The organism is Chitinophaga sp. 05T412, assembly GCF_056396465.1.
Map to the genome: position 1 here is coordinate 87,763 of NZ_JBFTLN010000017.1, position 19,983 is coordinate 107,745.

Below are 19,983 nucleotides of genomic sequence, written 5' to 3' on the forward strand. Positions count from 1 at the left end.
AAGGAATTTAGTATGAGCATAAGCGCGAAATCAAAGTTGTTGCTACTGTTAACGTTATCCGGAGGTATATTGAAACCGGTGCTGACGCAGGCACAGCAAAACTTACAGTTCAGTCAGTATATTTTTAATATGCTGAGCGTGAATCCTGCTTACGCAGGATATAAAGAAGATCTCTATGCCAACGCGATCTATCGCAAGCAATGGGTGAACTTCCCCGGCGGCCCGCAAACCGGTGGCGTATCGATAGATGGCGCCCTCAATGCCTCGAAGGACAACCGCGTGGGGCTGGGGATGCAGGTGATGTATGATAAGCTGGGGCCGCAGGATGCTACTTCCATTTATGGAATGTATTCCTACCGTATACCCCTAAACGAAGATGGTGATAAGCGCTTGTGTCTCGGTGTAGGCGCCGGCGTTACCCAATATGCCATTGATGGAAAAGCGCTGCAATACAATGATGAGAATGATCCTTCCATTCCTTTGGGAAGGGCCTCTACCTGGGTGCCGGATGCCCGCTTCGGTGTTTACTATTACACCTCAAAGTTTTATGTGGGCGCTTCTGTAATGGATCTCTTCTCTCTGTATACAGATGCTTCCCGGTATTACTGGAAAGGGTATCAGTATAAAACTATCCGTAAAACACAACACCTCTACGTCAATGCCGGGATGATGTTTGACTTTTCAGAGAATGTAAAATTCAAACCGTCTATTCTCCTGAAAGAAGATTTCAAAGGTCCGACGAACGTAGACCTGACCGCCTTGTTCCTGCTGGCCGACCGCCTGTGGGTAGGTGGCTCATACAGAACAGGGGTGAAGCTGTGGAGTAAACCGGCACTGGAAAGCGACCTGGAACAACTGGATGCTGCCAGTATACTGGTACAATTCAACATCAATCAACAATTCAGAATAGGATATGCATATGATCTGACCATCAATAAAATGGCCTCTTTCCAGAGTGGATCGCATGAAATATCCCTTGGCTTTTTATTCCCTGGAAAGAAAGCCAGGATTATCAGTCCAAGGTATTTTTAATCATCGCCAGGCTATCCTTTTAAACAAGTACTATGAAAAAATATGTTGGAATAATTTTACTACTACTATCAACATCTTGTTTATCGGCACAGGAGCAGTTGTCGTTAGACAGACAGGCCGCTATTTACTATACCAAATACGATTTTGCCAAAGCCGCTTCACTGTATGAGCGGATAGCCGCCAAACGAAAGGAGAAAACATCCACGCTGGTATTAGAGCGACTGGCCAACTCGTACCGGGAAATGAACCGGTATGCCGCATCGGCCAACTGGTACGAAAAGTTGCTCGCCCGCTCCGATGCTTCCGCAGATGCCCGTTTGTACTATGGCGATATGCTCATGAGCCTGGGGAAATATCCCGAAGCGAAAGCAGCCTACACCCAGTATGCACAAACACCACCGCAACAGGAAGCCGTGAAGAACCGTATCGCCGGCTGTGATGCAGCTCCCGGCTGGATAGCATCGCCTACCCCTGTTTTTATTAATAATGTAGAAAGATTGAATACTTCTAAATCCGATTGGGGCGCTACGTATTATCCCAATGGTATCGTATTTACTTCAGATACTTTATACCGCAATCAACTGGCGAACGGCAGCCATTTTAACCGGAATAAATATGGCCGTACCAACCGTGATTATTATGGTTTGTATGTGGGAGATACCGCTAACTACGGTAGTGTATATATCAAAGACTTTTCACCCTCTTTCAACTGGTCACGCTATCACGTAGGCCCGGCGGCATTCGACAAAGATTATCGCACTGCTTACGTCACCATGACTTACCCACAGCGTCGTATTCCTGGTGTGAAAGAACACCGTGTGATGTACGGATATCGCCGGTTGGAACTGTTTTCATCAGAAAAAGATAAAGACGGCAAATGGGGTAAACCGGTACCTTTCCCCTATAACAAAGCCGATCAATATTCTTTAGGTCATGCAGCCCTCAGTAACGATGGCAACACCCTGTACTTCGCCAGTGATATGCCCGGCGGCGTTGGAGGAACAGATATCTGGTACAGTGAAAAACAAAGCGATGGTAAATGGGGTACCCCTACCAATTGTGGTCCTGCCATTAATAGTCCGGCCGACGAAGAATTCCCCACCATTGCGCCAGATGGTAGCTTGTTTTTTTCCAGCAAAGGCTGGCCAGGTATGGGAGGCTTCGATATCTTCCATGCCACAGGCAGTAAAGCACAATGGAGTTCGCCGGAAAACCTGCGCTATCCTACCAATTCACCCACCGATGATTTTTACTTCGTAGCTGGTAACAACGGCGCTACGTACTTTTCATCGAATCGTCCCGGTGGTAAAGGCAGCGACGACATCTACAGTATTACCACACCGGAAACATACACCCTGAAAAAAATTACACCAGGCCTGGTGATTCCATTTACCGGCATTGTTTGCCGCACATTGGGAGATGCCTGTATTTATATCTACAACAAACAGCGCGATATGGGCTGGTGCTTCGTAGGCGCCCCTGGAAGAGAAATCAATATGATGCTGGAAAAAGATACCGACTACGAAATCAGAGTGACTTATCCGAACGGCCGTCAACAGCGAATGGAGTTTAATACCCGTGGAATGACCGACGGACAGCCGTTGAAGAAAGATATTTGTTTTTAGCAGAAAGCATAAAGCGGAAAGCAAAAAGCTATTGAAGCGATTAACAAGTGCGTATATCCTTACGCGTTAATCATTCGCTTCAATAGCTTTTTGCTTTCCGCTTTATGCTTTCTGCTATTTATAGCATGCCCCTAATTCATTTTGCGTACTGTTAATATTCGCGTTGTAAGAGCTCAGCGACCAGATATCCCCTGTGGTGATATTGGCGATATAAAGGTCATACGCACCCACGGTGCCATTACGGGTACTGGAGATGATCACGTAATCGGTGCCGCAGGGATAGGCATCAGAATAGTCTGCGTTGCTGTTGTTGAATGGTAGTCTGGTGCGCGTGTTATTACCGAAGTTCCCCATGTATACCTGATCGTGTTGATTGGAGCTGCTATACCACCTGGAATACAGGAAGGTATTGGCGTCGCGGGTAATGGGGTAGTACTCCTGTACATTGGCGGTGTTGGCCAGCGCTGCTTTACCAGTACCATCAATGTTTATTTTGTAGATGTCTGATCCACTGCCGGCGCCTTGTGCAAAGATTAAGCCGGTGGCGTCATCGGTATAGTAAGGCATGCCTTCCTCAATGGAAGGCGTGTTGGTGACGTTGTTAGTAACGTTGCCATTCAGCTCCATGATTCGGAGATTGCCATCCTGTTTGAAGGTAATGCGATAGCCATTCGGAGAGAACTTCGGGTCTTCATCCCGCAAACCATTGCCAGCCGTGAGATTGGTAGGAGCGCTGCTGCTGCCTACGTCCCAGGTGTAAATGTCCCAGTCGCCGGAGCCTTTGGGTTGCCCCATGAATAGTATTTTGGTGGCATCGGGGTTGAAGTGTGCATTCATCGGGTAGTCGATATTCCAGTTTTGATTGAGCCAGGTGAGCTGGTTGGTGGCGAAGTTGTACAGGAACATTTTCGTATCTGCGCAACCGTAGCAATCGTAGCGGTGGAATAATAATTTACCGCTGAGACCCGGTTTGGGAGCCGCTGGCACCGCCGTGTCAGGATGGGTGACCGTAGGCGGAGTGGTATTGTCGGCGACTGCCTTATCATTTTTAGAGCAGGCGCAGGAGAGCAGAATGCAGACGAGGCCGCAGCTGAGCGATAGCAGTTTCATATGATAAAGATTAAATAGTGAAAAGAAGCGGGTGTATGTTGAATACACCCGCTGTTAATTAGTAGCCTTTATTTTGTGTGAGTTTCGGGTTCCTGTTCATTTCACTTTGTGGAATCGGTAACAGGCGCTTGTCGTCAGTAATGCCGTAGTCAACCAGTACTTTGGTGTTGCTGCTGCAGGATAACGTATATTCTTTCAGGTTACCCATCACGGTAGTGAGTTTATTCAAACGTACCAGGTCGTACCAGCGCTGGCCTTCGAAAGCCAGCTCCAGGCGGCGTTCTTTCAGGATAGCATCCCGTACCACTTCTTTGGAACCCATTGGAACAGGAGCCAGGTTAACGCGTTTACGAATCTGGTTATTGACGATGTTCAACGCTTCCGCAGGTTGACCAATTTCGTTGAGCGCTTCTGCTTTCAGCAGCAGGATATCACCTAAGCGAAGCAGGGAAATATGATCACCACTAGCCCAGCCATTGGCATGTTTCCATTTATACGTGAATGGGATGGAACCTTCGCTGGCGCAAGGTTTCCAATATTGATCGGACCAGGCAGCCTGATCAAAGAGGATGTTGGCGTTTTTGCGGATCTCATCTCCTTCATCATCATATGCTTTCACGAGATCTTTAGAAGGGGTGCCGTATTTGCGCCAGTCGTCGCCGGTGAGGGAGGGGGGCAGAAACATTTGGGGGCCCCAGTTGGCTTGTGGTGTACTTTGAATAAACTGTATCTGCAGAATTACTTCTGAGTTCAGGTAGTTGGCTCCATCGAACAGGGTGGCGTAAGAAGGTGTCAATTCATAACCCGTTACAGCATCGCAGTAGCTGATTACTTTGTTGTAATCGCGATCCGGCATCTGGGCATATACTTTTGCCAGCAGGGCATTTACTGCACCTTTGGTGGCTCTGGAAGTATTGAGAGATAACCCCTGACCGTAGTCAGCTGGTAAAACGAGGGCATCTTCCAAATCCTTTACAATGGCTGCATACACATCTTTTTCAGCAGCGCGGGGCACATTGGCTTGTGCAGGAGCCACATCTCCGAAGGTAAATACCAATGGCACCGGGCCATAATTTTTTACCAGTTCAAAATAGCAGTAGGCGCGGATAAATTTAGCTTCTGCGGCCAGGGTGGCTCTGCGATTGTTGATATCGAGTGCCGGATCGGTAACGCCTTTTATTTTGTCCAGTATCAGGTTGGCTTTGGAGATACCGTTGTACAGCAGTTTCCAGTTGGCAAAAACGCGACTGTTTACCGTGGCAATTTTTAAATTATCGTACTGGTCAATTTCTGCGTCGTCGCCGCCGGAGTAGGCGTTGTCGGAGCGTATGTCGCCGAGTAATACATCATCCCAGATAAAGTATTCTCCGAAGAAAGTGTTGTAGAGTCCTACCAGCGCAGCTTCCATGTCTTCAGCCGTCTGATAGGCATTGCCGGTGGTAGCGCTGGATTCTGGCGCCAGGTCCAGGAATTTCTTACACCCGCTCGTGCTGGTGAGCAGCGTTAATAGTAAGAGAAAATATATTTTGTTGCGCATAAAGTTAAATTAGGAGATCAGAAAGAAATGTTCAATCCGGCAATCAGCTGCCTGGTTTGCGGATAGGTACCAAAGTCAACACCCATGGCGCCGTTCTGTGCACCGAACGCACTTACTTCCGGATCATAGCCGGAGTATTTAGTGGCGGTGAGCAGGTTTTCACCGGTGAGGTAGATGTTCGCTCCTCTTAACCGCATCCGTTTGGCCAATGCATCCGGCAGCTGGTAGCCCAGTGTGAGTGCTTTTAAACGCACATAGGCGCCGTTTTCCACAAAGCGGGAAGAGATGCGGGTGTTGGATGCATCATCAGGTACTGCTTTGGGAATATCGGTGATCTGCCCTTCTTTGGTCCAGCGGCGTAAAACGGCGGTAGACTGATTCCTGAAATCATTCATGGCTTCAATTTCTATGCGGGTACCGTTGAAAATATCATTGCCTTGCACACCTTGTACAAAGATGCTAAGGCGCCAGTTTTTGTAGGCGAAGGTGTTAGTAAGTCCGTACGTAAACTTAGGATTGGCATTACCAATCACGGTTTTGTCGCCATCGCTCACATCGCCGCTTTTATCCAGGTCGGCATAGGTCATCATACCGGTTTTAGGATCTACGCCGGTAGCTACATATCCCCAGAAAGTGCCGAGTGGAGAGCCTTCGCGGATCAGCGCGGCTTCTTCTCTTTGTGGGATCATGCCTACGGGCAATACTTCGTGACCAATATCAATTACTTTATTACGGTTAAAGGAGATGTTGAAGTCGGTGTTCCATTTCAATGCACCCACCAGGTTTTTCGTGTTCACGGTAATTTCCAATCCTTTATTTTCCAGTTTGCCGATGTTTTGCAGTGCGCCGGTGAATCCGCTGGAAGTAGCCAGTGGCTTATCGAAGAGCAGGTCGTGCGTGAATTTGCGGTATACGTCTACCGACAGGTTAATTCTTGTTTTCAGCACGGCCACGTCTAACCCGATATTATTTTGGGTGGTAGTTTCCCAGCGGAGGTTTTTGTTTTCCGGAGTGAGAGGAGCGGTACCAGGTTGTACAACACCGCCCAGGATATAGCTGGCGCCGGTGCCTACTTTACCATACCAGCCGTAGGCATCGATATGATCATTACCTACTTTACCCCAGCCGAAGCGCAGTTTTAATTCATCTACGTTATGGATACTTTTAAAGAAAGGTTCTTCTGAAATGCGCCATCCCACAGAGAAAGAAGGGAAGTAGCCGGTACGGTTACCCGGACCGAATACAGACGAAGCATCTGCGCGGAAGTTACCGGTGAGCAGGTATTTATCTGCGTAGGTATAGTTAATTCTGCTGATCAATGCGTCGTTGGCACGGGCGATGCGGGTACCGGTAGCAAAGTTCACTACGGCGCCGCCACTCACGGTAGGTACGCTGATGCCGGAAAAGTTTTTGGTTTCTATGGAAGATGTTTCGGTGTTGGTTTTTGATACGCTGAAGCCTGCGAGTGCATCCAGGCTATGTTTGCCCATTTTTTTGGAGAAGCTGAGTGTATTTTCCGACAGCCAGTAGTTGGTTTGATCGGTGTTGAGATCCGCTACGCCTTTGTTTACGCGTCCCCAGTCGGTTTTGTAAGGGTCCAGGAAGTAGTTGTATCTGCCGGTAGTTTGATCGTAACCAAACAGGCTTTTAAATTTCAGGCTGGGAGAAATTTTTACTTCTGCGTATGCGCTGCCAAAGAAACGGCTGTTGTTAAAACCGTTGGTGGCGCCGTCCGTATAGGCGACCGGGTTATGGAACGACAAGCGTAACGGGTTGGCGGTGAAAGTGCCGTCAGGATTGTATACGCCGATCACCGGCGCGGTGGTGAGCACATTCATGATGACACCGCCGTTGCCGGTGCCTTTGCTGTCGTCCACATTACGATCGAACCATTTGGAATAGGAGATGCTGGTACCTATTTTAATGAAGTCGTTTATTTTTTGATCGAGATTGATTTTGAAGTTGTACCGGTTCATGGTATTGGTGCGTACTACGCCGTCTTGTTTCATCCAGGCGCCGGAGATGTAGTAGGCGGTGGCATCGTTGCCGCCGTTGAGCGACAGCTGATAGTTTTGCGACGCTGCCTTTCTGAATACTTCATCGTGCCAGTCGGTGTTAGCGGTATACTTGCTCCAGTCGGCCACCTGACCGAGTTCTGTCATCAGGTCAATGTATTCTTTGTTGTTTAATACCGGTAGTTTTTTAGTGACTTCTGACTGTCCGTAGTACGTATTAAAAGCCAGTTGGGGTTGTTGATTTTTACCGCGTTTAGTGCTAATCAATACCACGCCGTTGGCGCCTGCAGCGCCGTAGATGGCTGCTGAGGAGGCATCTTTCAAAATCACTATATTCTCAATATCGTTAGGATTGATATCGTAGGTAGTGGCGCTGGGTACACCGTCTACTACATAGAGTGGTTCGCTGTCGGCGGTGATGGAGGTCGTACCTCTTACGCGGATAGAGAAGCCTGCCTGTGGTTTACCGGAGGAGCGGATGACCTGTACGCCGGCGGCCTTTCCTTCGAGGGAGTAGCCGAAGTTGGTGGCGGGCCTGTCTTCCAGTTCTTTAGCAGATATGGTACTTACGGCGCCGGTGAGGTCTTTTTTGCGTTGAGCGCCGTAACCTACTACCACTACTTCATTGAGTGCGCCTTTTTTTTCTTCGAGCGATACGTTGATGATGGCGTGGTTATTCACTTTTACTTCCTGTTTTTCGTAGCCGATGAAGGAGAAAGAGAGGATGTCGTTGGGAGCGGTACTAATTTCATAGCGGCCGTGCTGGTCGGTGATCGCTACTTTTTTGCCGGCTAGTACGGTAGCTCCGGGTACCGGTTGGCCGGCTGCGTTTTTTACAACGCCTCTGACGGTGATTTCTTTTTCCTGTGGAGGGGTATTTTCCCGCATTTTGATGATCACGAGGTGATCGTTCATCACCTGGAAAGTGAGGCGGGTGTTGGCGAGGGCGGTTTGCAGCACTTGTTGCAGGGGCTGGTCTACCACGTCGATATTCACCAGTTGGTTATTGGACAGCAGATTGCTGCTATAGGCGATATGATAATCGCATTTGTTTTCGATGAGTTTAAAGAGTTTTTTCAGTGGAACATTTTCAGCCTTCAGGGTGAGCTTTACATCCTGCGAATAGACCATCGCAGTGGATTGCATCACAAAACAACATAGAAGGATTGCCAGCATTTTCATTTTCAAGTGCATTTTAGCCCATAACGGCCCCGTTCCGAAGGTTCGGAATTGCCTGTTTTTTTCCATAGATTTGAATTGTTTAGTTGCTAAATCATTACCTCACTCCACGCCCGCGAAGTTGGGAGCAGGGTAATACTAACTGAACTGAAGGGGGATGTTCATCGTTCCCCTTTTTTTTAGCAGTTAGCCGTTAGCTTTTAGCTTTTAGCAAAATGCAGCGAAGACTACATAATATGATATCCGCTGTATTTTGCTAAAAGCTAACAGCTAACAGCTAACCGCTGATACTATTGGTTGATATTCTGTTTACTTATTTTTACCTCCGTGCCATTGATGGTATATTGAAATGGTAGAATTAATTGCAGGATGTGCAATGTTTGCGGCAATGTTTCTTTCTCAAAAACAGCCGTGTAGTGGTAGCTGCCGGCAATGCTGCTGTCTACCTGTACGTGTACGCCATACCAGCGTTCCAGCTTGTGTGCTACATCTGCCAGTGTTTCATCATTAAAGGCCAGTTTGTCGTTGGTCCAGGCCGTTTCGGCGATCAGTTGGTTTTTGCTTTGCAGGCTTGTTTTGCTGACCTGTAGGGCCGTGCCGTTGGTTTTGTTGGCGGACAGCAGTCCATTTTCTAACGTGATTTTTTCATTGGGCTTTAGCACAATGTGATTGCCTGGTTTGCTTTTCAGCGTTATTTCTACGGCGCCGCTGATCAGCGATGTTTCTGTTTTGGTGTCGTTTTGATACGCCATAATATTAAACGTGGTACCTAATACTTTCACATCCATATGTGTGGTATGGATAATAAAAGGGTGGTTGGCATCCTGGTGTACGTCGAAGAAAGCTTCTCCCTGCAGGGTGATTTCCCGCACGCCCTGTTTGAATTGCGGATGCAGTTGCAGTTGGCTGTTCACATTCAGGTTCACTTTGGTGCCATCGGCCAGTACCAGCGATTTCCGTTCGCCGGGAAGGGATTGTACCACTTCTGGCAGCACAGGTTTTTGCGTGGCATGTTGCCAGTACCAGGCGCCGGCAGTGGCGGTCACCGCAGCGGCAGCAGCTACTGCAATTCGTTTGTACCAGATGCGCATGGGATGTACCTGCGCAGGTGGTTGCGCTTCCAGCAGTTGGCGGAACTCCGTGGCGGCTTCATCTGCGGCCAGTGGTGTAAGGGCAGCATGCAGCTGTTGTACCGCCAGCCGGGCCTTTTCCACATTGGCGGCTTCGCCGGGGAAATGCGTCAGGTAAGCAGCCCAGTACTGCGCAGCATCGGCGTTCTGCGTGGTACAGTGGGCGATAAAGGTATCGTGGGTGATCAGTTCTTCGTACGTGTAAATCTTGGTCATTCCGCCGTGTTTATAAATAACAGACGGTGAGCGTTAGCGGATGTACCAACTTTTTGCAAAGTTTTTTATATTTTTTTTCGGGAGATGTGATTCGCGGCCATGCGTCTGTGTTTCAGATCAGGCACAGGGTCAGCAGGGCGCGGAGCTGACCAGGGCGCTGGGACTTATCTTCCAGCAGGATGCGCATGGCTTTTAAGCCTTCGGAGAGGTTGTTGTATATGCTGCGGTGACTTAGCCCGGTTTGTGCGGCAATCTGGTCGTGGGTGAGTCCTTCGTAGTATTTAAGACGGATCACGAGGCGGCAGCGGGGAGGCAAGGCCTGGTAGGCTTGCTGCATTTGTGCTTTCAGCTGTGCCGCTTCTTCTGTCAGGATAATTTTTTCTTCGATGCTGTCGTCTGTAGTTTCCGTGTCCGGAATAGTGTACGTTTTACCCTTGCTACGGGCGTAGTCGATGAGTTTATTTTTAAAGCTGCTGGCAATATAGAATTTGGGCTGGTCTATCTGCGACCAGTCGATATTTTTTTCTATAAAAGCCAGGAAGGTTTGATTGATGAGGTCTTTGATGATGTCCGGCGAAAAGCCTGCATTCTGGCCGGTTTTGAATAAATAGGGATAGTGTTGCCGGTATAAGGCAACATATTGTTCATTACTATCTGTTGTATAAGACGACCCCTGCACAGGTGGGAAGCTACAAAAAAAGATGATATGCTGCTACATTATTGCAGAGAGGACATCGAAAAGGAGGGCGGCTGGTAAAGCCGCAAGACCACTTATTTTGGCGTGCCGGAAAACCGGAAAGATAAAAACTACCAATTTTTTAGCTAGTTTGCGATTTCTAAAATGCGCCACGAAGATTGCCTACTGAAACGATACAACATGAACAGGAATTGCTGCATCTGGCTGCAGATGGGGATAGAAAGGCCTATGGTGATCTCTATACTTTCTATTATCCTACACTTCATTCTTCGCTTTCGTTTCTTGCCAAATCAGATGATGAAGCCGCAGATCTGCTACAGGAGACATTTGTAAAAGCCTGGATCAGCCGGGAAACCCTGGTGCTGGTACGCTCTTTCCCGGATTATATTTTTACGGTAGCCCGTCACCTGTTATTTGATCGCCTGCGCAAAGCTAAAACCAGGCTAAGAGCAGAAACGGAATATCAGGTACGCCGGCCGGAAGAAAGCCCGCTATTGGATGACGCCTTGTTATATAAGCAATATTATCAGGCCGCCTATGAAGCCCTACAATCACTCAGCGGGCAAAAAAGAACCATCTTCTTACTAAGAACCCAGGAAGGACTTACCCTGGATGAAATAGCACAACAAACAGGTATTAGTCGGTCAGCAGTGAAAAAACATCTCTATGCTGCGTTAAAACATCTGAAAGACGTGCTGGTACAGCATGGCGACTGGCTCGGCATACTCCTTATCCTCTGGTATTCCCTGCACGAAAAATAATTTTTGAGGAGGAGGGTGTCCACTTCTCCTTCGGGATACGTCTATGTAGTAATTGCTTTTATGACCAACAAAGAAATCGTAGCACTTTTTATAAAATTCGACGCGGGTACCATCAGCGCAGCAGAGCTGGATCAGTTTTATAGCTGGTGCAGTACCTGTTCGCTGGATGACTTCAATCGCGCGCTGGAGGAGGCATCACCCGGAGAACGGGTACCGATGCCCACCCATCGGAAGGCCGCATTGGAGCAGGCATTGGATGCGGCTACCAGCAAAGAACGCACCCGGATGTACGCCATGCCCCGCTGGGGATGGGCGGCGGCAGTGTTACTCTTATTTTCACTGGGTACCTGGTGGATGGTGAAATTTAAGCCATCGCCGTCACCTGCGATCGTGGCCACCACTATTACTCCGGGAAAGAACGGCGCGATATTACAATTGGCAAACGGTGAAAAAGTAGTGCTGGATAGTATGGGAAATGGCCTGGTAGCTCAACAGAATGGGACGAAAGTGTTGTTACAAAATGGGCAGCTGAGCTATGATGCAGCAGCTGCCAGCAATACCACCATTGTATGGAATACCATGTCTACACCGAAAGGGCGACAGTTTAAAATCGTATTGCCGGATGGCTCCCGGGCCTGGCTCAACGCTGCCAGCAGTATCCGGTTTCCTACGGTGTTTGCCGGAAATATGCGGCAGGTGGATATTACGGGAGAAGTATACTTTGAAGTAGCTGCGAATGCTTCACAACCTTTTCGGGTGAATACTCCCGGCAATACTACCATTGATGTATTGGGGACCGATTTTAACGTAAACGCCTATATGGATGAAGCCTGTATCAACGCTACGCTGCTGGCAGGTTCTGTAAAAGTGAGTAAAAATAATTTCTCAGCGCTGCTGAAACCGGGAGAGCAGGCGCGGGTGAGCAGTGATGCGCATATCCGTACCATAACGACCATTGATACAGAAAAAGTAATGGCCTGGAAAAATGGCCGCTTCGACTTTGAGGACGCCGACTTAAAAGAAGTGATGCGACAACTGGAACGCTGGTACGATATTGAAGTAGTATACGAAAAAGATATACCGGATATACGTTTCGGGGGTAAATTAAGCAGGGACATTTCTTTGGAGGGAGTACTGCTTACCTTACAGGATACCGGCGTACACTTCAGATTAGAAGGAAGAAAATTAATAGTAATGCCTTAGTAACAATAAACATTTTTATCAACCAGTATTTTTAAAACAAACGGGCAATGAATCAGCTACCTGAAAGGTTTTTTCGGGATGGATAACCTTTGTACAACAACAACCAAATCGTCACATCGCCGCATAAAAAAACGGAAGTGAAATTGGACCCTCACTTCCGCTATACAGTATTGGCGCATGTAAAATTCAGTTCGTGATCACATCATTTTAACAAAAACCAAAAACCAACCCAATTTATGCAAAAAAATGCAAACCCTCACCGGGCTTTGTGGGGCGTATGCCCCGTGATTTTTCATGGGCGGAAGTCCTTTAAAAAATTGCTGTTAGCAATGAAACTAACTACCTTTTTCTTAACTGTGCTGGTACTGCATGCCGCTGCTACCGGCTTCTCCCAGACCATCACCTTTTCAGGGCAACAGGTGGCCCTGAAGAAAGTACTGACGGCAGTAGAAAAACAAACACCTTACCTGTTTTTCTACAATAAAGAACTATTAACCACTGCCAACGCAGTAACGGTAACGGCAAAGGAAATGCCGTTACATGCATTCCTGCAACTATTGTTTGAGCAGCAGCCGGTCAGCTACCGGGTCGACGGGAAAAATATTATCCTCTCCCKAAAGCCTGCTCCAGCGCCGGTAAAAGATAATATCACGGACCTACAACAGGACATCCGTATTGCCGGTATAGTAAAAGATGCAGATGGATTGCCGCTCAGCGGCGCCACCATAACGATAAAAAACAGCAACCGGGTAGTGGCCCTCACGGATGATAAAGGAGCATTCACCGTGAATGTACCTCCCGGAGAAACACTGGTGATCAGCTATCTGGGCTTTGAAAAAAGAGAAATAAAAGTAGTCAGTGCCAGCGCACTTACCATCTTGTTGCAGAAAGATGAGAAAGCATTGAAAGATGTGATTGTAACGGGGATGATGCTACGAAAAAAGACCAGCTCCACCGGTGCCACCGCCAGCTTCACCGGCGATCAGCTCAAAACGCTGGGCAACCAGAATATCATCCAGAGTTTACGTTCCCTGGACCCATCTATCGTACAGATAGAAAACAACCTGGCGGGTTCCAATCCCAATGTATTACCAACATTGGAATTGCGTGGGCAAACGAGTATTGTCACCAATACCACTGGATTAAGGGATCAGTTCTCCCGCAATCCCAATCAACCACTGTTTATACTGGATGGATTTGAAACAGACCTGCGAACTATTGTAGACATGGACATGAACATGGTAGCTTCCATCACCATCCTGAAAGATGCGGCATCTACGGCGATTTATGGATCGAGGGCGTCCAATGGCGTAATAGTAGTGGAAACCCAAAAACCCCAGCCAGGAAGGTTAAAGGTGAGTTATACCTCCGATCTGAATATAGAGTTACCCGACTTGTCGTCTTATCATATGATGAATGCTGCAGAGAAAATGTATTTCGAAAAGCTGTCCGGCGCCTATATTGATCAGAATGGATATGTGGCTAATCAGCTGACATTGGATACCCTCTACAGTAAACGTATGAAAGAAGTAGCCCGAGGGGTAAATACCTATTGGTTAAACAAACCCTTACGCACAGGTTTCTCACAACGGCACGCTGTTAGTGCTACCGGTGGCGATCAGCAACTTCGTTATAATGTGGGCGCCAACTATAAAAATATAGATGGTACCATGCTGGGGTCCAACCGCAAAGAATGGGGGGCTAACCTGAATATTATTTATCATTCCGGTAAAGTAACGGTAGGTAATAACATCTATGTGAGTGGTGCAAAAAGTCAGGAAGCATCGGGAGGCTCATTTTCTACCTGGGTAAATACGAACCCTTATTACCGGGTGATGGATGCCAGTCAGAAATACCTGGAACAATACGCCACAGCGGATAACAATGTATATAACCGGGTACCTAATCCCTTTTACAACGCCAGTTTGCCCAGCTTTGGCAGAACAGACGGTTTTAACATACAAAATAACCTGCAGCTGAGTGTGGACCTGTCGAAGGCATTAAGATTTCAGGCCAATGCACAGGTGATGAAAACCGCAACAGAAAATAACATATTCGTATCTCCTTTAAACACGGCATATGATAAATTGGAAGATCCGACCTTAAAAGGTGATCTGACACATAGCAGAGCAGATCGGTGGAGCTATACCGCCAATGCGGCTTTAACCTATGCAAAAGTATTTGCCGGTACACATTCCCTGACAGCCTACCTGCGCACGGAAGTAGCACAAAACAAAGACCAGGTGAATGGCTACAAAGCCAAAGGTTTTCCGAATGCCAGCAACGGTAACCCCGCCTTTGCCTATGGTTTCCCGGACGGATCTGTACCCGATGCTGCCACACTTACTACCAGAAGAAACTCGTTTGTGGCGGCCATCAACTACTCCTATGATCAGCGATACAATATAGACCTGAACATGAATATGGATGGCTCTACTGCCTTCGGTTCCAATAGGCGATATGCACCCTATTACTCAGGCGGTGTAAGCTGGAACCTGCATAACGAAGCCTTTATAAAAGGGCTGGACCTCTTCAATGTGCTGCGTCTGCGCGGTAATATGGGGCTCACCGGCAATCAGAACTTTGGTAATGTAAGCCAGTCGGTATACAATTATTACAGTACAATCAACAGCAAAGGTCTGGGTGTTTACTTAAGCGCATTGGGCGCGCCMAACCTGGAATGGCAAAGTACCCTGCAAACCAGTGTGGGCATGGATGTGGAGATGCTGAATAACCGTCTGATCGTTCAGCTAAACGGCTACCATAAACTTACAGATCCGTTGGTAGTGGCGGTTAACCTGCCATCTTCCACGGGGTTAAGTACCTATCCCTTTAATGCCGGAAACTCGCTGGTAAAAGGCTGGGAAGCTACGGTATCCTATGCCCCCATCTATCAACCTGGAAAAATTACCTGGACACTGGGTATTACAGGGGCGGGACTTACCCAGCGTTATAACCATTTCGATAACCTGTTGTCTGGATACAATAAACAATTAAGAGAAAGTAATGCCCTCAACCGTTACCGGGATGGATACAGTGCAAACGACTTATGGGCGGTGCCCTCATTGGGTATTGATCCGGCTACCGGACAGGAAGTTTTTCTAAAGAAAAACGGGCAACAAACTTTTACTTATGATGCCAATGACCAGGTAGTGGTAGGCAATGCACAACCCACAGCAGAAGGGGTGTTGAGCAGTGTATTGAATTACCATGGATTTAATTTCAGACTATATATCCGCTACGTATTTGGCCGTGACCAGTTTAACCAGGCATTGTATAACAAGGTGGAAAATATTGGTTTTAGTCAGCTGGGACAGAATCAGGATAAACGGGCGCTCACCGATCGCTGGAAACAACCAGGAGATATTGTTCCTTTCAAACGTATATCCGCACTGGATAATACGCCGATAAGTTCCCGGTTTATTCAGACAGAAAACTCTTTTAGTGGGGAATCTATCAATATCGGATATGAATTCCGTGATAAAGCCTGGTTGAACCGCGCTTCCTTGTCAGCATTAAGTCTCAACGTGTATTCAAATGATCTTTTTTATGCCTCTACTGTGAGAAGAGAGCGGGGGATAGACTATCCTTTTGCCCGTTCTATTTCGACCACTATCAGGGTTACGTTTAAATAATTTTAAATGAATTGCAACATGAAAATAAGTGTATACATTTTATTGCTGGGAGTGGTGCTGCTTTCCGGCTGTAAGAAATGGTTGGATGTGAAGCCGGAAGATAAGTTCCTCGAAGAGCAGTTGTACAGCGCTCCGCAGGGATTTGCAGATGCCATGAATGGATGTTATATCCGGCACGCTTCCTCAGATATGTATGGAGGTACTTTTACCATGCTGACGATGGACGTGCTGGCGCAATTATACCTGGTGAGTTCCTCAAATCCGGCCTACCCGATGTATAGTTATAAGTATACAGATCCATCTTCTTTAGCTACTATTGACGGCATCTGGACTAAATTATATCTCAGCATAGCCAATGTAAATAAGCTGCTGCAAAGCCTGGAGCAATACGGTAATGTGCTGGATAGTAAAACCCGGGCACAGTATAAAGGAGAAGCTATGGGATTGAGAGCATTTTATTATTTCGATCTGATGCGTATGTTTACCAAATCCTATACGTCGCCGGATTCTCTTAATAAAGTATTACCCTATTACAACCAGATCACCAACAATGTGTCCGCGTATCAACCCTCCACTTTTGTGATGCAGCAAATACTACAGGATCTGGACAGTGCCGCACAATTGCTGCTGACCAGTGATCCGGCAGTAGGGCAGGAACAGGTGAGCTGTAAAACAATGGACTGGTATCGGGGGACACGGAATTACAGCATGAATTATTATGCGGTGAGAGCCTTGAAAGCCAGGGTGAGTTTGTGGAAAGGAGATAAAACAACGGCATTGCAGGAAGCACTTTTCTTAATCAATAATCAAAATAAATTCCCCTGGATTAAGCTGTCGGATCTAAATACGCCGGCTACCTGCAATAAAATATTTTCCACAGAAGTAATTTTTGCAGCGGAGAATCCAAAGCTGAACGACCTGTATAATAATAATTTTAACCCAACCCTGTTTGATGCCAGCCTGCTGGCGCCCAATACATCTGGCAGTTTTATTACTAAAACCATCTTTGAGAATAATATGTCGGATTACAGGGCGCAGTATAGCTGGAGGATAGCAGGACGTCCGTTTTATACCTTCTTTAAATTTCAGGATGTAAGTAGCGACAGGCTGGCTGCCAATAAAACCATTCCATTAATCCGTATGGGAGAAATGTACCTGATAGCAGCAGAATGTCAGCCAGACCCGGTACTGGCTTTGTCGTACATCAATAGCCTGCGCACACATCGCAACCTGACGGCCCTTCCGGAATCTACTACCGCAGCACAGTTGGTGAGTGTGGTGATGAAGGAGTACCGCCGTGAATTTTATGGAGAAGGGCAACTGTTTTTCTACTACAAGCGCACCAATATGTCTTCCATTGTAGCAGCCAGCACTAATGCTAACCTGGTCATGCCTGCAGAGCGCTATACTTTCCCGGTGCCTTTGTCTGAAACAACGCCGAGGTAATTGATTGACACCATAAAAAACACTTTTATGAAAGCAATATTATTGAGTATTATGGCGGGGGTCTGTTTACTAACCGCCTGTAAAAAGGAATCCATTCCTTTGTATGACACCAGCAAAAGCGGTAGCAGCATTTATTTCCCGGTTACAGATAACAGCAGTGAATTATACGTTTCGTTTGGATACGCAAAAACTAATGTACAGGATTCCTCTATTAGTTTTGTGGTACGTGCTATTGGCGCACCGGTAAATACCGATCGCCCTTATCGCCTGCAGATTGCAGATAGCAGTACCATGAAACCTGGGATAGACTATAAATTTTCAGAGAAGACGTTCGTTATCCGTGCGGGAAAGATAGCTGACACACTTCATTTACAATTGCTGCGTACGCCTAAGCTGACCACTGATAGTTTGTTTTTATACCTGGAACTATTGCCTAATGAACATTTTACTACAGCACGATTGAATACGGAAGTAACCACCGGAGGCATTACCGCCACCAGGTATTATACCCGTTTGCGTATAACATTGGATGATATTGCCGGTCCGCCGGAGTTCTGGAATAAAAGCAGTAATTATTATTCTTTTACGGCTTCTTATTTGGGCGACTACAGCTCACTTAAGTTTCAATGGTTGATTAACCGATATAACCTCGATGTGGAGGAGCTTATTCAACCCGGTTGGTTTTTAACAGGATCTAATTACTTCAGATTATTTGGTTGGGCAGCAGGCCTTAAGAATTACCTGGACCGGATGGCGGCCGCCGGAACACCAGTATATGAGGCAGACGGGAAAACATTGATGACAGCCGGTCCCGCTGCAAAATAATTTATTGATTTCCACTAAATGATGATTAACATGAATTATCAGCATCGTATTAAATGGTTTTTTATTGTAGGAATTGCCGGCATAACCCTGTTTTCCTGTAGAAAAGACAAAGGGAATTATAACTATCACGATATCAACGAGGCTACCATTGCCGGAATAGACAGCACCTATACACTAAAGAGAGGTGACCAGCTGGAGATTCAGCCACAACTGGCTTTTACCAAAGACGAGGGGAAAGATACGTCAAAGTATACCTACCGTTGGTTTATGGTAGATGAATCTGTAGCCCCGGTGCGGACCAGGGAGCTTTCTGCTGCAAGAAATCTGAAATGGCAGGTAAATGTAAACCCGTCCTCTACGAAGTATACGATTTACTATACCGTTACCGAAAAGAGTACAGATATCAGCTGGCGACGGGTATTCCAATTGTCTGTTGTTTCCGATATGGCCGATGGCTGGCTCGTATTCAATGATATCAGCGGACACGCAAGATTGGATTATTTTAACTACCATGAGGAGGGAGATACTTTTCAACGTTTCACAGATGTGTTGGCCTCCCAGAGCAGCCTGATATTGAGTGGTAAACCGGTATTAGCGTGCTTCTATTACAGAAGGAGCGTTTTTGGCCGTGAAAGAGGCAGCGCCATTGTGGTTGGTACTGATCAGCAAACGTTTATCATGGATCTATCCAATTATTCGTTCGATGCCTATATTCCCCTGGGTGACGCCATGGTTAACTATTATGCGCCACCTTATTATGCCAGATCCGTACAGGCACAGGGATCTCAATTTATATCCTATATGTATGATAACCAGGGGAACTTATTTTATGAGAATCCATTTGGAGGAGAGGCATATGGCAGCCCGGTTAATCAAACCGCCGATGGAAAGCCGGTGGCTATTTCACCCTGGTTTGCGGAAGGCTACCTGGAGGGAACTCCGTATGCATTAATGTATGATACCGTAAATCAACGGCTCATGGAGCATAAGGCCAGCAACCATTCGGTTTCTGTGCCGGTTACAGCGTCTACTATATTCGACCCCGGACATGTGGGCATGCAGTTGATATATATGGCTTCTACAAAAGCTGTAAGCAATCAGATGTATGCTGTTTTTAAAGATAAAAAGGGCAAAGTTTATTTAGCACGAATGTCTGCCAACAATGATGCCTTTGTGCCATTGGCATTTGATGCGATCACCACTGCACCGGAAATGGCCGCCGCTACCCAGTTTGCCATTGACCCGCAACAAGGCTACCTGATGTATGCCGCAGGTAATCGCATTTATCGGTATAATCCCTACGATAACACTAATCAACAGGTGCTGGATATGGGTAACCGGGTCATCAGCCTGCTGAAGTATCAGAAACTGGTAAGTCCCTACATGAATGAACCCCGGTATGCAGCATATGGGCAGAAACTCATTGTATGTACTTATGACCAACAGGATGCAGATCATACCGGTAAAATGGAACTTTTCACAGTACCGGCCCTCAATGGTCCACTAGCTCCCTATCAGACTTTTAGTGGCTTCGGAAAAATAGTAGATGTTAGTTATAACGAACAGTAATTT

The 19,983-nt window shown here is 46.9% G+C and carries 13 protein-coding genes; 8 read left to right on the plus strand and 5 right to left on the minus strand.

Annotated elements, in window-relative coordinates; all coding sequences use genetic code 11:
* Positions 1-12: 12 nt before the first annotated feature.
* A complete protein-coding gene (locus AC1DFM_RS29460; protein ID WP_477080368.1) occupies positions 13-1,032 on the plus strand; it encodes a PorP/SprF family type IX secretion system membrane protein in 1,020 nt (339 codons plus the stop codon).
* A gap of 32 nt (positions 1,033-1,064) precedes the next feature.
* Entirely contained in the window at positions 1,065-2,657 is a 1,593-nt protein-coding gene (locus AC1DFM_RS29465; protein WP_477080369.1) for a hypothetical protein, read from the plus strand.
* 114 nt (positions 2,658-2,771) lie between these two features.
* Here AC1DFM_RS29465 and AC1DFM_RS29470 read toward each other — a convergent pair whose 3' ends face one another.
* From AC1DFM_RS29470 to AC1DFM_RS29490, 5 genes are all read right to left on the minus strand, one after another.
* Positions 2,772-3,767, minus strand: a complete 996-nt coding sequence (locus tag AC1DFM_RS29470) for a TolB family protein (protein ID WP_477080370.1) — start codon at positions 3,765-3,767, stop codon at positions 2,772-2,774.
* Positions 3,768-3,825: 58 nt separating this feature from the next.
* Positions 3,826-5,304 carry a RagB/SusD family nutrient uptake outer membrane protein gene (locus AC1DFM_RS29475; RefSeq protein ID WP_477080371.1) on the minus strand — a complete coding sequence of 493 codons (1,479 nt, stop codon included), beginning with the start codon at positions 5,302-5,304 and terminating at the stop codon, positions 3,826-3,828.
* A gap of 17 nt (positions 5,305-5,321) precedes the next feature.
* Complete coding sequence (locus AC1DFM_RS29480) at positions 5,322-8,501, minus strand: TonB-dependent receptor (RefSeq protein WP_477080372.1); 3,180 nt, start codon at positions 8,499-8,501, stop codon at positions 5,322-5,324.
* 287 nt (positions 8,502-8,788) lie between these two features.
* Positions 8,789-9,844, minus strand: a complete 1,056-nt coding sequence (locus AC1DFM_RS29485) for a FecR family protein (protein WP_477080373.1) — start codon at positions 9,842-9,844, stop codon at positions 8,789-8,791.
* 112 nt (positions 9,845-9,956) lie between these two features.
* Positions 9,957-10,523 (minus strand): RNA polymerase sigma factor, encoded by a 567-nt coding sequence (locus AC1DFM_RS29490; RefSeq protein WP_477080374.1) that lies wholly within the window; start codon positions 10,521-10,523, stop codon positions 9,957-9,959.
* A 176-nt stretch (positions 10,524-10,699) separates the two neighbouring features.
* On the opposite strand from AC1DFM_RS29490, the gene AC1DFM_RS29495 reads away from it, so the two are divergent.
* From AC1DFM_RS29495 to AC1DFM_RS29520, 6 genes are all read left to right on the plus strand, one after another.
* On the plus strand, positions 10,700-11,302 hold the full coding sequence (locus tag AC1DFM_RS29495; RefSeq protein ID WP_477080375.1) for an RNA polymerase sigma factor: 603 nt from the start codon (positions 10,700-10,702) through the stop codon (positions 11,300-11,302).
* Positions 11,303-11,362: 60 nt separating this feature from the next.
* Positions 11,363-12,505 (plus strand): FecR family protein, encoded by a 1,143-nt coding sequence (locus AC1DFM_RS29500; RefSeq protein ID WP_477080376.1) that lies wholly within the window; start codon positions 11,363-11,365, stop codon positions 12,503-12,505.
* A gap of 329 nt (positions 12,506-12,834) precedes the next feature.
* Complete coding sequence (locus tag AC1DFM_RS29505; RefSeq protein ID WP_477080377.1) at positions 12,835-16,140, plus strand: SusC/RagA family TonB-linked outer membrane protein; 3,306 nt, start codon at positions 12,835-12,837, stop codon at positions 16,138-16,140.
* 18 nt (positions 16,141-16,158) lie between these two features.
* Positions 16,159-17,586, plus strand: a complete 1,428-nt coding sequence (locus AC1DFM_RS29510; RefSeq protein WP_477080378.1) for a RagB/SusD family nutrient uptake outer membrane protein — start codon at positions 16,159-16,161, stop codon at positions 17,584-17,586.
* A gap of 27 nt (positions 17,587-17,613) precedes the next feature.
* A complete protein-coding gene (locus tag AC1DFM_RS29515; protein ID WP_477080379.1) occupies positions 17,614-18,411 on the plus strand; it encodes a DUF4843 domain-containing protein in 798 nt (265 codons plus the stop codon).
* 30 nt (positions 18,412-18,441) lie between these two features.
* Positions 18,442-19,980: a PKD-like family lipoprotein gene (locus AC1DFM_RS29520; RefSeq protein WP_477080380.1), complete on the plus strand. Its 1,539-nt coding sequence runs from the start codon at positions 18,442-18,444 to the stop codon at positions 19,978-19,980.
* Positions 19,981-19,983: the final 3 nt, after the last annotated feature.

What these genes read in the sequence shown, in the direction of transcription:
- AC1DFM_RS29460 (WP_477080368.1), top strand. Translation starts at nt 13, where the DNA reads ATGAGCATAAGCGCGAAATCAAAGTTGTTGCTACTGTTAACGTTATCC.
- AC1DFM_RS29465 (WP_477080369.1), top strand. Translation starts at nt 1,065, where the DNA reads ATGAAAAAATATGTTGGAATAATTTTACTACTACTATCAACATCTTGT.
- AC1DFM_RS29470 (WP_477080370.1), bottom strand. Translation starts at nt 3,767, where the DNA reads ATGAAACTGCTATCGCTCAGCTGCGGCCTCGTCTGCATTCTGCTCTCC.
- AC1DFM_RS29475 (WP_477080371.1), bottom strand. Translation starts at nt 5,304, where the DNA reads ATGCGCAACAAAATATATTTTCTCTTACTATTAACGCTGCTCACCAGC.
- AC1DFM_RS29480 (WP_477080372.1), bottom strand. Translation starts at nt 8,501, where the DNA reads ATGAAAATGCTGGCAATCCTTCTATGTTGTTTTGTGATGCAATCCACT.
- AC1DFM_RS29485 (WP_477080373.1), bottom strand. Translation starts at nt 9,844, where the DNA reads ATGACCAAGATTTACACGTACGAAGAACTGATCACCCACGATACCTTT.
- AC1DFM_RS29500 (WP_477080376.1), top strand. Translation starts at nt 11,363, where the DNA reads ATGACCAACAAAGAAATCGTAGCACTTTTTATAAAATTCGACGCGGGT.
- AC1DFM_RS29510 (WP_477080378.1), top strand. Translation starts at nt 16,159, where the DNA reads ATGAAAATAAGTGTATACATTTTATTGCTGGGAGTGGTGCTGCTTTCC.
- AC1DFM_RS29515 (WP_477080379.1), top strand. Translation starts at nt 17,614, where the DNA reads ATGAAAGCAATATTATTGAGTATTATGGCGGGGGTCTGTTTACTAACC.
- AC1DFM_RS29520 (WP_477080380.1), top strand. Translation starts at nt 18,442, where the DNA reads ATGAATTATCAGCATCGTATTAAATGGTTTTTTATTGTAGGAATTGCC.